At 62.1% G+C, this 13371-nt stretch carries 12 protein-coding genes; 8 read left to right on the top strand and 4 right to left on the bottom strand.

What is annotated here, in order from left to right:
• Positions 1-9: 9 nt before the first annotated feature.
• Together ACIQLI_RS16830 and ACIQLI_RS16825 are read right to left on the bottom strand one after the other, a co-directional pair.
• Positions 10-1458, bottom strand: a complete 1449-nt coding sequence (locus tag ACIQLI_RS16830) for an SLC13 family permease (RefSeq protein ID WP_400390441.1) — start codon at positions 1456-1458, stop codon at positions 10-12.
• A gap of 12 nt (positions 1459-1470) precedes the next feature.
• On the bottom strand, positions 1471-2589 hold the full coding sequence (locus ACIQLI_RS16825) for a PrpF domain-containing protein (protein ID WP_400390439.1): 1119 nt from the start codon (positions 2587-2589) through the stop codon (positions 1471-1473).
• Positions 2590-2817: 228 nt separating this feature from the next.
• On the opposite strand from ACIQLI_RS16825, the gene ACIQLI_RS16820 reads away from it, so the two are divergent.
• Complete coding sequence (locus ACIQLI_RS16820) at positions 2818-3756, top strand: LysR substrate-binding domain-containing protein (protein ID WP_400390437.1); 939 nt, start codon at positions 2818-2820, stop codon at positions 3754-3756.
• Here the strand turns inward: ACIQLI_RS16820 and ACIQLI_RS16815 are convergent, their stop codons facing one another.
• Entirely contained in the window at positions 3757-4533 is a 777-nt protein-coding gene (locus tag ACIQLI_RS16815) for a type 1 glutamine amidotransferase domain-containing protein (protein WP_354226459.1), read from the bottom strand.
• Between the two features lie 128 nt (positions 4534-4661).
• Here ACIQLI_RS16815 and ACIQLI_RS16810 point away from each other — a divergent pair, with 128 nt between their 5' ends.
• The 5 genes from ACIQLI_RS16810 to ACIQLI_RS16790 all read left to right on the top strand — a co-directional run bounded on the left by ACIQLI_RS16810 (position 4662) and on the right by ACIQLI_RS16790 (position 10210).
• On the top strand, positions 4662-5087 hold the full coding sequence (locus ACIQLI_RS16810) for a ChaB family protein (RefSeq protein ID WP_354226461.1): 426 nt from the start codon (positions 4662-4664) through the stop codon (positions 5085-5087).
• Positions 5088-5288: 201 nt separating this feature from the next.
• The gene (locus ACIQLI_RS16805) at positions 5289-6839 is read left to right on the top strand and encodes an ABC transporter substrate-binding protein (RefSeq protein ID WP_400390434.1); all 1551 of its coding nucleotides are present in this window, start codon (positions 5289-5291) and stop codon (positions 6837-6839) included.
• A 27-nt stretch (positions 6840-6866) separates the two neighbouring features.
• Complete coding sequence (locus ACIQLI_RS16800; protein ID WP_400390432.1) at positions 6867-7808, top strand: ABC transporter permease; 942 nt, start codon at positions 6867-6869, stop codon at positions 7806-7808.
• Entirely contained in the window at positions 7792-8637 is an 846-nt protein-coding gene (locus ACIQLI_RS16795; protein WP_400390430.1) for an ABC transporter permease, read from the top strand. The genes ACIQLI_RS16800 and ACIQLI_RS16795 overlap by 17 nt, the downstream gene beginning before the upstream one ends.
• Complete coding sequence (locus tag ACIQLI_RS16790) at positions 8630-10210, top strand: ATP-binding cassette domain-containing protein (RefSeq protein ID WP_400390428.1); 1581 nt, start codon at positions 8630-8632, stop codon at positions 10208-10210. Before ACIQLI_RS16795 ends, ACIQLI_RS16790 begins: the two co-directional genes overlap by 8 nt.
• 7 nt (positions 10211-10217) lie before the next feature.
• Here the strand turns inward: ACIQLI_RS16790 and ACIQLI_RS16785 are convergent, their stop codons facing one another.
• Positions 10218-11030 carry a hydrolase gene (locus tag ACIQLI_RS16785; protein WP_400390426.1) on the bottom strand — a complete coding sequence of 271 codons (813 nt, stop codon included), beginning with the start codon at positions 11028-11030 and terminating at the stop codon, positions 10218-10220.
• Positions 11031-11264: 234 nt separating this feature from the next.
• Here ACIQLI_RS16785 and ACIQLI_RS16780 point away from each other — a divergent pair, with 234 nt between their 5' ends.
• Together ACIQLI_RS16780 and ACIQLI_RS16775 are read left to right on the top strand one after the other, a co-directional pair.
• Entirely contained in the window at positions 11265-12752 is a 1488-nt protein-coding gene (locus ACIQLI_RS16780; RefSeq protein ID WP_400390424.1) for an APC family permease, read from the top strand.
• Positions 12749-13312 (top strand): DinB family protein, encoded by a 564-nt coding sequence (locus ACIQLI_RS16775; RefSeq protein ID WP_400390422.1) that lies wholly within the window; start codon positions 12749-12751, stop codon positions 13310-13312. The genes ACIQLI_RS16780 and ACIQLI_RS16775 overlap by 4 nt, the downstream gene beginning before the upstream one ends.
• Positions 13313-13371 lie beyond the last annotated feature (59 nt).

Genomic DNA, 13371 nt, shown 5'->3' with positions numbered 1-13371 from the left:
GTCCAGGACTTACATGATTCCGGTGGGGACCAGCAGTGCCCAGGCCAGGGCGGGGGCTACGAGGACCACTCCGCCGGCGTACATCATCAGTTGCTTGTAGACACGCTGGCGATCATCTTCGCGGGCATTGGCGACAACCAGCGCGCCGTCGGTGGAGAACGGGGATACATCGACGACGGTGGCGGCGATGGCCAGTGCGGCCACTGTGCCCGAGGCGCTCAGTGAGCTGGTGGCAAGCAACGGTCCCGCCAAGGGGATGAAGGCCGTGAGCAGGGCGGTGGAGGATGCGAAGGCCGAACCGACGCCGATGACGTAGCAAAGAACCAGTGCAATCAGCAGCGGGGCTCCGAGTGCCAGGGCCTGCTCGGCGAGCGTGTCAATGACGCCGACGTGCTGCAGCAGGGATACGTAGGTGATCATGCCGGCGACCAGGAGCACGGTGGACCAGGAGACTCCGCCGATGAACGTCTGGTGTTCCTTGATGTTGACCAGTGCCAGGAGGAGTCCTGCGGAGAGAGCCACGAAGCCAATGGGCATATGGAAGCCCAAGGCGCAGACAAGCATGGCGACGATCAGTGCCAGCGTGAGGATCTGCTGGCCGTGCGGCCGGGCGGTCCGTGTGGTGTCCAGGTCAGCGAGTTGGCCTGTGGCGCCGTCGCGGAGTTTGCCCAGGAGGGCAAACAGCACCACGGTCAGGACTGACAGGATGAGGTTCAGCGCAAAGCTGGCGGCGAAGAGTGAGCCTTGCGAGATGGGGAAGCCGTTTTTCACTGCGATATCGTGCACCAGGACACCCGCCACTGACAGCGGTGAGAATCCACCTGCATGTGCACCGTTGATGATGAAGGCACCCATGAGGACGGGGTGGATGCGTGACTCGTAGGCCAGCCCGATGGCGGCCGGGGCCAGAAGGGCGACGGCGGCAGGGGAGAAGGTGCCAAGGGCTGTCAGCGATGCTGCCAGGAGAAAGAACACCCAAGGCAGGAGCATGGTTTTGCCGCGAACCAGCCGAACACACGTCTGGACGATGATGTCGATGGTCCCATTCCGCTGGGCCATGCTGAAGAAGTACGTGACACCGATGATGGTGATGACGATGTTGGCGGGGAAGTCCGCCAGGATTTCCTTGTCCGTCATGCCCAGCATGAAGTAGCCGACACCGAAGGATGCCACCAGTCCCATGACGCCAATGTTCAGCGGCCATTTAGTGGCGACGACGAACATCACCACGAGGATGACCAGCGGGATGATCTGTGTGGCAGTCATGGTCGGCTCCGATTCCGGGGTGGCCGCCGGGTTGAAGATGGCGCCCCCGAACAGGATGGCAACCAGGCCCAGGATCACGGAAGCGGCAACCGTTACCAGCAGGATACGGCGGCGGCGGTTGGGACTGCCGGAATTCTGTTCCCAGGTTTCGCTCTCAGATTCGGGAGCTGGTTGGTAAGTAACTTTAGCCATGGTGGTGTCTCCTCATTGAGTGGCTGATGCTAGCGGGGCTTCGACGGCGCTGCCGAGAGTCTCCGGGAGGTGAATGATGCTGGTCGCGATAGTGCGGGCGGTCCGGTCGACGCCCACCAAGAGGGAACCGTCCCGGTGTTCGGTCCAGGTCTCGATCACGCCGGCCGGTGTGCGGAGTTTCAGCGTGGAGCGGGAAATGGTGCCGGTGATGCGGTTCAGCACTGTTCCCGGGGTGCGGGCGGCAAGTGTCAAAGCGATGCTTCCCGTGATGGCCAACGCCGGATGCGGTTTGCCCATGGAGAGCATCATGACGTTGACGTCGCCTTCCGGATCGTCCCCGGTGGGTGCGCCCACGATCGCAAGCTTGGGGACGGCCCGCGCTGCTTGCGAAGGACTGGGCGCCAATCCCATCCGGACGGCCGCCTGGCGGCGGATCACGTCCAAAGTATCCAGTTGCAGTTCGACGCCGGCGCCCCAGGTTTCATAGCGGGCAGTGTCCAGTCCCAACTCCTCGGCGCTCACCATGACCACCGGCGCTCCGGCGTCGACCATTGATACCGTCCAGCGGGTGCCGCTGGCGACAATGACGTCCGTTGGTGCGCCGGTAGGAAGGAGCTTCCCGGTGGTCTTTCCAGCCGGATCACGGAAACCCAGACCCACCCTGTACCCAGGAAAGACGACGCCGGGCATATCCGCATCCGGAACGATCGGCAGGGCGCCGTCGGGGGTTGAAACCCGCTGGATGATGATCTGGCCCGTATTGGTGTTGCGGGTGACGATGCGGGTGGAATCGCCGTCGGGCGAAACCCAGCCTTTTTCAATGGCGTAGAGGCCCACAACCGCGGAGCAGTTCCCGCAGTTGCTGCCCCAGTCCACGGCTGCCTCTTCGATGCCTACCTGGGCGAAGGTGAATTCGACATCCACTTCATCGTCGTCGGGCCGGCTGAGGATCATCGCCTTGCTGGTGGTGGAGGTGGCACCGCCAACCCCATCGATCTGGCGGGAGTCCGGGCTTCCGAAGAGCCTGGGAAGCAGCTCGTTGACGTCGGCGCCGGCTTGTTCCAGATGGGCAGTTTCAAAGACCCAGCACTTGCTGGTGCCTCCGCGCATCCATTCCGCTTCTATCTTCATGGTGTTCCCTGCATCTCGTTGATGGTGTTCCTGTTACGAGGATGATCCGGATCACAAATGAAGACAATGTTGGATGTATGATGGGGGCTGTAGCGATGCTTAATTCACAAGAGAACCAACGCGAGTGGAATGGATTTTGATGCATCAAAGTCCCGAACAGCAGCCGCTATGGCGACATGGTCCCCAGTAAATGCAGTGAATGAACCACTTGGACAGGAGCATGAACACATGCTTAATGAGGAAAGCCCGGAATTGTTCGACATTCGGCGGCTCGCGCTGCTGGTGGAAGTGGTTGAGCAGGGATCCATCACCGCTGCGGCCGACACCATGATGTATACGCCGTCGGCGGTTTCCCAGCAGTTGCGCAAGCTCGAACAGGAAGTCGGCCAGCCTCTCCTGAACCGCCGTTCGCGCGGCGTAGTCCCCACCGAGGCAGGCCAGATACTGGCAGGGCACGCACGGAAGATCGTTGGACAGATGCGGGCGGCCCGTGCGGACCTGGATCAGATCGCGGGCCTGCGCCGCGGCTCACTGACCGTTGGTACTTTCCCCACGCTGGCGGGATCGTTTCTTCCGCTGGTCATCCGGGCGTTCAAAAAGCGATACCCCGCCATTGGACTTTCTGTTCGCAGTGCCCGCTTCGACGAGTTGGTCTCGGACCTTGAGTCCGGGGTAACGGGACTGTGTTTGCTTTGGGATTATCCGTGGAACCGGTTCAGTGACGAGTCCATCCGCATCACTGAGGTCTTCCAGGAGAGCACGGTGATCCTGGTGGCCAAGGGGCACCCCTTGGCCGACCGTGATGAAGTAAGCATGGGTGAACTCCGCAAGGAGTCATGGATAGTTCGCGCTGAAGCCCATCCGGTAGTGGAAGTGCTACAGCGATCTGCCCACGATGCCGGATTCGAACCAACCATCGGGTTCCTGGCCAACGACTACCAGGAGGCGCAGGCCATGGTCAGCGTGGGCATGGGCGTGGCATTGGTGCCAAAGACGGCTGTGGCACTGCAGCATCCCGACGTCCGCGTCCTCAGTCTGGGCCCGGACGCCCCTTTGCGGCGGGTACTTCTGGCCCAACGCCAAGACAAGGTCTACGCCCCCGCCGAAGTGGCATTCCACTCCACGCTGGTGGAAATTGCCCGCGAACGGGGGCGCGACTACCTGTAATCAGTGGTCGGCGTCGGAATCAGCCTTCCGGGCGCTTTTCTCCGCGTCCTTCTCCGCGCGCACTGCTTCTGCCTCATGTTGCTCTTCTGCCTTTTCCTGGTGGATGACTTCGGCGAAGAGCTTTTCCATTTCCTTGGCCACGCCGGCGGCCGAGGCTGGGTTCTGGCCCGTCACCAAGCGGCCATCCACCGCTACCTTCTCCTCGAAGACCCCTGCGGAGACATGGCGGGCCCCCTGTTCCTCAAGCCGGTCCGCCAGAAAGAACGGGATGACCTTGTCTTTCCCTGCAGCCACTTCTTCGTCGTTGGTGAACGCGGCTACGTCGCGGCCTTCCACCAGCCTGAACCCGTTGTCCAGTTCTACGTTCAACAGGCCGGCCGGCCCGTGGCAGACGGCGCCCACCAGGCCGCCGGCGTTGTACACGCTGGCCACCAGATTCTGCAGGCCTTCGCTGTCGGGGAAGTCCCACATGGTGCCATGGCCTCCCACGAGGTAAATGGCGTCGTATTGAGCGGGATCCACGACGTCGACACGGGCGGTGTTGTACAGTCCGGCGCGCGTTGTCTCGTCTTGGGTAAAGGCGACCTGGATGGGATCGTCCGCGTCCACTTCGTCGCGCGGAGGCTGGCCTCCTTTGATGGAAGCAAAATCGACGAAGTGGCCTGAGTCTTTGAAGACCTTCCAGGGATGTGCGGCCTCGGCCACGTTGTAGCCGGTCTTCTCTCCCGTGTCGCCGAGCTCGGAAACGCTGGTTAGTACCATGAGGATTTTCTTCATGAAGTGCTCCTTTCGTCCACCTCCCACCCTACGCCCCACCACTTCCGGCCCTTGAGTAGGCTGGAGGAGCATCCATACGTTTGTTGTCACATGCGTCAGTTGTTCCCTGGATCAGGAGTGTGAGTGCCATGCCCAAGACCGGCAAGAACGATCATGCCCGGAAAGACGAATTGCCATCGACTCTTCAGCGCTCGGACCGGAAGGCCCAAGACACCTTCGCCAAGACCTACGACTCGGCGATGGATTCCTATGACGGCGACGAGAGCAGGGCTGCCCGCACGGCTTTCGCGTCGCTGAAGCACAGCTACGAGAAGGTGGGCGACCATTGGGAGCCCAAAGAGGAAAGTGGACCTTCCGATGCCCACGCGGCTGAAGGGATCAGCTCGGATAAGCCCACGGCGGGCGGAGTGGACGCCAACGCTTCCAAGGAGCACCTCTACCGGCGGGCCCGCGAGCTGGACATCAAGGGTCGTTCAACCATGAACAAGGAGGAACTGGTGCAGGCACTGCAGAAAGCCAATGACGCGGCTACCCGAAAAGCCCGGGAAGGCTGACCCGGACGCAGAATGCAGGACCGGCGGATGATTGGGCCGGCTTGTTGGGCTGCCTTTTTGGACTGGCGGGTGATGTCAGGCACATTGTGACGCGTCTGCGAAGCGTCCTGTTTTTGGTGTAGCGCCGAGGTAAGGCTAACCTAAATAGTCTCCATTTCCCCATGCCCTCCCGTTCCGGGCATACACCGCAGGCGGTTCCCTTTGCGCACACTCAGCCGTTCCACAGCAGCCCTTGGGGTCGCTGCACTTCTTTCGCTGACCGGTTGTGGTCTTAGCGGTGGACAGCCAGACACCACCGGGAAGGTGGCCGATACCAACCAGCGTATCGTCGTGGATAACTTCCGGGCCCCCGTGGCCAACTGGGCGCTGGAGTCCGACGCCGCGTACATCCTGTCGCTGTCCGGCTGCCTGGAAACGCTGACCAAATACGATTCCGCGCAGGGCAAAGTGGTCCCGTTCCTGGCCACTGAGTGGAAGCAGGTCTCACCGCTGGAGTGGGACTTCACCCTCCGTGAAGGCGTGAAGTTCCAGGACGGCACCGATCTCACCGCAGAGACCGTCGCCGCTTCGCTGAACGCAGTCCTTAAGGCCAAGGTACCTGCAAGGGCCTTCAGCCCGGGTACTGTCAGCGCAGTTCAAGCAACGGACGCCAGGACCGTTCGCGTGACCACGCCGGTGGAGAATCCCTTGGTGCCGTTCCGCTTGGCGAGCGTTAACACTGGCATCCTCGCGCCTGCTGCCTATGCCGGTGCCACGGTTGATCCTTTCGGTCACTGCACGGGGCCGTTTACACCAGTGTCTGAGAAAGCGAAGCAGTCCTTGACCTTGGACCGCAACGAGAACTACTGGGGCGGAAAGGTGCAGTTGGCTGGCGCCGAAATCCGCTTCATCACCAATGGCGCTACCCGGGCCGCGCAAGTACAAACCGGTGAGGCCGACATTTCCTTGTCCATTCCGGCCTCCGCACTGTCCACGCTTGAAAATGCACCCGATGTTTCGGTCCTGAAGGCAGATTCGCCCCGCACGGCTACCTTGTACATGAACAACGGCCGGGCACCTTTCAACAACGTGGATTTCCGCAAGGCACTGCGGTCCGCTCTGGACCTGGAAGCCCTGGCCGCCAGCGTCTACGAAGGCGCGGCGTTGCCTGCAGCCGGCCCCTTTGCACCCTCTGAACCATGGGCATCCAGCGAAGCCACAACGCCCCGGCAGAGCCTGGACGAGGCGAAGAAGCTCTTGGCCGATGCCGGCTACACCGCGGACAAGCCGTTGGAGATCATCGCCATCGTGGAGCGGACCGAGTTCGCCGACGTAGCAACCGTGATTCAGGACAACCTCAAGGACATCGGTGTTCCGGTGGCCATTCAGGCCAAGGAATACGCCTCGGCTGAACCGGACGTTCTGGCCGGCAACTATGACATGATCCTGAGCCAGCGCAACCGGCTGATTGACATCGCCGATCCCATTGGTTTCCTGACGGCTGACTACACCTGCAAGGGCACGTACAACTTGAGCCACTTCTGCAACGAAGAGTACGACGCACTCATTACAGAAGCTGCCCGGACCTCCAACACGGAGGAACGGTACAAGCTGTATGGCACGGCCGGTCAACTCCTGAACGACCAAGCCGTGAACCTGTGGCTGGTCAATGAACAAGCCACGGACGCTGTCCGCAGCAACGTCCTGTCCTACGTCCAGGATCCGCTGTCCCGTTACGTCCTGACCGCGCAAACGGCCAAGGCCGGCTCCTAGCAACGGGCTGAGACAACCGAAGTACGTATGTTCACGTTCCTTGCGAAGCGGACGGCGACCCTGGTGGTCGCCGTCCTGCTGTCGTCTTTTGCCGTCTTCCTGATTCCTTACGTGACCCCGGGGGACCCGGTCCGGAAAATCATCCGTTCCCGTGTCGCCGGGGATGTGGTGGACGAGGCCACCGTTCAGGCACTGGCGGAAAGCCTGGGACTCAACGATCCGCTTCCCGTCCAATATCTGCGGTGGTTGGGAGACTTCTTCACCGGAGACATGGGGTTGTCGCACATCAGCCGTACACCAGTGATTGATCAGGTGTTGCCGGCCTTGGGGATCACGCTCAGCCTTGTGCTGGTGGCTTTGGGCACGGCCGTGCTGGTGTCCTTGCCCCTGGGCATTGTGGCGGCCCTGAAGCAGGGCAGCAAAACCGACAAATTGATCACCACTGTCACACAGTCCTTTATTGCCATGCCCGAATACTGGTTGGCGCCGCTGCTGGTGCTGGTCTTTGCCCTCAAGCTTTCCTGGCTGCCCTCTGCAGGGTGGAACACGGCGTCGTCCATTGTCCTGCCGGCCGCCACGCTGTCCCTTCGGCCCATCAGCTTCTTCACCTCTGCGGTCCGCTCGGGCATGATCGATGCCCTTGAGGCGGAGCATATTCCCGCTGCCCGGGCCCGCGGCCTTAGCCACGTGCAAACTGTCCTGCGGCACGTTGTTCCCAACGGCCTGGTTCCTTTGTCCACGTTGTTCGCGGTGTGGTTCGCGGGACTTCTGGGAGGTTCGGTCATTGTGGAGGTCATCTTCGCGATCCCCGGCATGGGACGCCTTCTCTACGACGCCGTGGTCAACAGTGACATCCCCTTGGCGCAGGGTGGGGTGGTGGTCGTGGTGGCTTTGGCTGTCGCCATCACTACCCTTGCGGACTTCCTGCACCGGATTCTGAGCCCAAAGGTGAGTGGCGCCCTTGCGTAACCGGTCAGTGGCCGACGGCGCCGCCGTCGTTATTCTTGTCCTGATAGTGGCCGCCGTGGCGGCTGCGCCATGGCTGGCACCTTTCCCGCCGGACGACCAGAACCTCGCTGCACGGCTCGCGCCGCCCAGTGCCACACACTGGTTGGGGACGGACCACCTTGGGCGGGATACGCTCAGCCGCTTGCTCGACGGCGGTCGGTTCTCTTTGGTGGTGGCGGCACTGGCCACGGTCCTGACAGGAATCATTGGTTTGGTGGTCGGTGTGCTCAGCGCGCGGCGGAAGGGCTGGGTAGACGAACTGTTCACCCGTACCAATGATGTCTTGTTGGCGCTGCCGGAGATGGTGGTGGCATTGTTCATCGTCGCCGCCATGGGCACAGGCTTTACGTCCCTGCTGGTCGCGCTGACAGTGACTGGATGGACGCCGTTTGCGCGCCTGGCGCGGACGTTGGCCTATGACGTCTCTGCACGCGGGTTCGTCGAAGCAGCGCGCGTGGTGGGCTGTTCGCCGTCGTTCATTGTCTTCCGTCACATCATCCCGCACCTCGCAGCCCCGATGCTGGGGCAGGCGACATTGCGTTTCGGGCAGCTGCTGATCAGCGTGGGAGCCCTGTCCTACCTGGGGTTGGGCGTTCAACCGCCGCAATCCGACTGGGGTTCCATGGTGGCAGCGGCCCAGCCGTACGCGGAGCGGGCACCGTGGGGGATCATTGCCCCGGGCCTCACCATCTTCCTGGTTGCCCTGTGTGTAACGCTGATCGGTCAGCGGACATCACGGCGGGCAGCCGACCCCGTGGATGTCCTGGTGGTGGAGGGCCGGCATGCCTGAACTGGTGATCGAGAACCTAACGGTGATGGGCGCTGACGTTGGGCGTCCGGTTCTTTCGGACGTGAGCCTTGCAGTTCACTCCGGCGAGTTTGTAGCGCTCGTGGGAGGTTCGGGGTCGGGCAAAACCATGACTGCCCGGTCCGTCCTGCAGTTGCTGCCGCAGCAATTGCGGATCGCCTCGGGGTCCATCCATGTGGGCTCCGTCGACGTGACCCGTGCCCCTGAAACTGAACTGAACCGCATCCGGGGTGGCCGGTTGGGGATGCTGTTCCAACAGCCCAGGAAGATGTTCAACCCCAGCAAGACCATTCGTGCCCATCTGGGGGAACCCCTCCGACTCCATTCAGGCCTGCGCGGCAAAGCTGCGGAGGCCAAAGTGCTGGAGCTGCTGGCTGAAGTGGGGTTCGAGGATCCACAGTGGGGCGCCAAGGCCTACCCGCACCAACTTTCCGGTGGCATGGCCCAGCGTGCCATGACAGCCATGGCCTTGGCGGGCCAGCCTGGAATCCTGCTTGCTGACGAACCGACGTCCGCTTTGGACAAGGTCCTGGAACGCCAGATCCTGCAATTGCTGGACCGCGAACGGAGCCAGCGTGGACTGGGGATTCTCTACATCACGCACAACCTTGCCTCTGTTGCGGCCTTCGCAGACCGCGTCCTGGTGATGGACGCAGGGAAGATCGTGGAGTCCGGTACCACTGAGGAAGTATTGGGAAGTCCAAAGAGCGCGTACACGCAAAAGCTTCTGGAAGCATCAAATCTCCTGCCATCAGGGACGGCAAAGCTGGTGCACCCACAGCGGAGCGTCCTGACCCTCAACAGCGTGGTCAAGAATTTCGGCCGCGCCCGGCGGGGTCGCAGTCCAGCACTGGACGCTGTTTCCCTCGAGCTGAAAAAGGGCGAGATCCTGGGGGTGCTCGGCCAATCCGGGTCCGGGAAAAGCACCCTCGCCCGGGCCATCGTTGGTCTGGAGGGAATCAGCAGCGGCAGCATCACCCGGGCTCTGTCAACAGACCGGCTTACAGATCCGACTGCTGTCCAATTGGTGTTCCAGGAACCACATGACGCTTTCGACCCCCGCATGACGCTCCGCACCAGTCTGGAAGCACCCTTGCCACGGCGGCTCCCGTCGAGCGGGAAAACCCGGCGGCTGAACGACGCCATGACAGAGGTGGAACTGGAGCCCGGGCTGCTTGACAGGCGCCCGGGCCAATGCTCCGGCGGCCAGTTGCAGCGGGTCACCATCGCCAGGGCGCTCCTGATGGAGCCCGAAGTGCTCATCTGCGACGAAGCAACGTCCGCCCTGGATGCACTGACACAAAGAACCATCCTTGACCTGCTGCAACGCCTGCACCGCGAGCGGGGGCTGTCCCTGATGATGATCACCCACGACATGGACGTGGTGCGCCACATGTGCCAGCGCGTAGCCGTCCTCTACCAAGGGCGGTTGGTGGAACTCACCGACACCGATAAGTTCTTCGCTGACCCGCAGCACCAGCACAGCAAAGACCTGGTCTCGGCCGCGATTCCCTGCAGGGGACTGCATCTGAAAAAGATGAGGACCGCCCCCTAGCGGCAATTCACGTCAGATGATCGAAGTCTCCCCGCACCCAGGCAGCATGCCGTTCAGCTGAATCGTGCAAAACGGCTTTGGCTCCGGACGCTATGACGTTGTTGAAATTCCCGTAGATGCGATCGAACCCAAGGGTGTCCAACTGAGCGGCGATCCGCAACACCACAGCTCCGGACAATGGCAGGCGGTTCGGGTAGCTGCGCATAAATGAGATGGAACGGCGATCCGGATTGGGAAACACGCTGTCACCGGTCAGCAGAACCCCCAGGCCGGCGGCGCCGGCCGCCCAGTGCGCCACGGCGCTGCCGGGAAAGTGTCCGCCGGTTTGGTGCAGGGTCAGCCCTGGGACGACCAGCATGCTGCCAGACCAATAAGCAATGTTTGGATCATCGCGTCCCAGCCATTGGCGGTCTGCCTCAGCCACCCATACCGGGGCGCCGCCCAGCCGCCGCGACCATTCGACCTGCACTCCGAACATGTGGGGATGGCTGGCGGCGATTGCCAGGACAGGTCCGTACTCCAGCACCGCCTTCACGGCGGTGTCGTCAACGTAGCCCACCGGATCCCACAGCAGCGAGCCTTGGGACGTCACTACCAGCTGGGCCGTCTGGCCGATTCCGACCTTCGGGTCGGTGCTGATGCCCACAAGACCTGGCTCGCTTTCTGAGAGCGACAACCGCTGGCCAGCCGTCCTGAGCTGGTCAAGAGTGACCCACCGTTGCCCTTCCTCAGGGACGTACTGCCGTTCGTCGGCGCAGATGGGGCAGACCTTGGGGACGGGTTCATCACGTTCCACCGCACAGGCAGCGCAAATCAGCATGGATGGTCCTTTCGGAGCTGTCAGTTTTCTGCGGCCCACGGCCCACGGCCTGTGGCCAGCGGCCCGCCGTCCGGCGCAGGCCGTTGGGCCCAGAATATTGCACGCGTGCGACTGTGAGGAAGGGCAGGTTTTCGGGTCCGACGGTGTTGCCAAAGTCAACGGACAGGCTCACAGTGGGTTACGTCAGGTCACGAACACGATCAAGGAACTGTGTATCCGCCGTGGAGGTCCACCATGAGCACCACATCCGACGACGTCTACCAAGCTTCACCCCCTGATGAAGAACCACAGCTCAAGCGGGTTCTGGGACCCAAACTCCTGCTCCTCTTCATTGTGGGCGACATTCTCGGAGCGGGTGTTTACGCGGTCACCGGGACGATGGCAGGGACAGTGGGCGGCATTGTCTGGCTGCCGTTCCTTCTGGCCTTCATCGTGGCGACGCTGACGGCGTTTTCCTACTTGGAACTGGTGACGCAGTACCCTCAGGCGGCGGGTGCGGCCCTGTATGCGCACAAGGCCTTCGGGATCCACTTTGTCACATTCCTTGTGGCGTTTGCCGTGGTGTGTTCCGGCATCACCAGCGCGTCGACTTCCGCGAATGTCCTGGCCCAGAATCTGTTCGGGGGCCTGGAGGTCAACGGGTGGATGGGCGCGCCGGACAAAGGAATGATCACTCTGGTCGCCATGGCTTTCATGGTGTTGCTGGCAGTGATTAACCTCCGCGGGGTTGGCGAAAGCGTGAAGTTCAACGTGGTGCTGACCGCGGTTGAGGTACTCGCCCTGTGCATTGTGATCGGTGTCGGGTTCTACGTGATGGCGCAGGGAACAGGCAACATCCAGGAAATCACGGTGTTCACCGATTATCAGGACAAGGGGTTGTTCCTGGCTGTTACGGCCGCCACGTCCATTGCCTTTTTTGCCATGGTTGGATTCGAAGACTCGGTGAACATGGTGGAGGAGACCAAGAACCCGGAGCGCATCTTTCCCCGAACCATGTTGACTGGCCTCGGCATCGCAGTGTTGCTCTACATGCTGGTAGCGGTGTCTGTTGTCAGTGTGTTGTCGCCCACAGAATTAGGGGAGATCAGGGAATCCGAGGGGGCGGCACTCCTGGAGGTCGTCCACAAGGGCTCCCCGGATTTCCCGATCGACAAGGTCTTTCCGTTTCTGGCAGTCTTCGCGGTGGCCAACACTGCTTTGATCAACATGCTGATGGCGAGCCGGCTGATCTACGGGATGGCCCGCCAGCATGTCCTTCCCCGTGGCCTGGGCAAGGTGTTGCCCGGACGCCGCTCACCGTGGGCCGGCATCACTTTCTCCACCGTGCTGGCCTTGGGACTGATCTGGTACGTCAGCATCGATCCGGACAGCAACATCGTGGCCAACCTTTCGGGGACAACCGCTTTTCTGCTGCTGTGCGTCTTCACTGTGGTCAACGTGGCGTGCGTGGTGCTCCGCCGAAAGAGGGACCCGGACCGCAAGGTGTTTTTCACCTCGCCCGGTCAGTTGCCGTGGGTGGCCGCGATTCTCTGTGCCTTCCTTGCCGGTCCCTGGGTGGGTAGGAACCCCATCCAATACCAGGTGGCCGGCGGGCTCATGGCCATTGGCGTTGTGCTCTGGTTCATCACGTGGCTGATCACCAGAAAGTCCGCCGCGTCAGCAGGGCCACGCGACCGGGAGCCGGGAACTCCTCCGGATGAATCGCGGGGAGAGCCGCTGTGAACGATCAAGCAGGCACTACCGGACCGGTCAACGCCGAGCCTCCGCTGGACGGTGATGAAGCCGCCACCCTGCTTGGCTTCCTTGAGCGGCAGAGGGCGACGTTCGCCTGGAAGACAGGCGGGCTTGACCGGGACAGCCTTGGGACCCGGCATTCACCGTCGTCGTTGACTTTGGGCGGGCTGCTCAAGCACCTGGCCCGTTTCGAGGACGATATGTCCACCGAGTGGCTTCATGGCCGCAGGCAACTTCCCCCGTGGAACTCAGTTGATTGGGACGATGACCCCGACTGGGACTTGAACTCCGCTGCCGGGGACCCGCCGGAGGAGTTGTATGAAAGGTGGCGTGACGCTGTTGCCCGTTCCCGGGTCTTGTTCGAAGCAGCCATGGAAGAAGGCGGCCCGTCCCGGCAAGGCAGCATCGCATCCCGTCCGGACATCGAGTTGCCCAGCCTTCGCTACATCCTCCTGAACATGATTGAGGAATACGCCCGGCACAATGGCCATGCAGACCTTATCCGCGAATCCGTGGACGGCCTCGTGGGGCAGGACCCGCCCGGCTGAGGCTGCGTCCGGCAACGTCCTCAGGAGGGTTTCGCTAAAAAGATCATCATGCTTACTAT

This window comes from Paenarthrobacter sp. NPDC091669 (assembly GCF_044756725.1).
GTDB lineage: Bacteria > Actinomycetota > Actinomycetes > Actinomycetales > Micrococcaceae > Arthrobacter > Arthrobacter bambusae_C.
The sequence above is the reverse complement of the archived record's forward strand: the minus strand, read 5'-3'. Positions and strand labels throughout refer to the sequence as shown.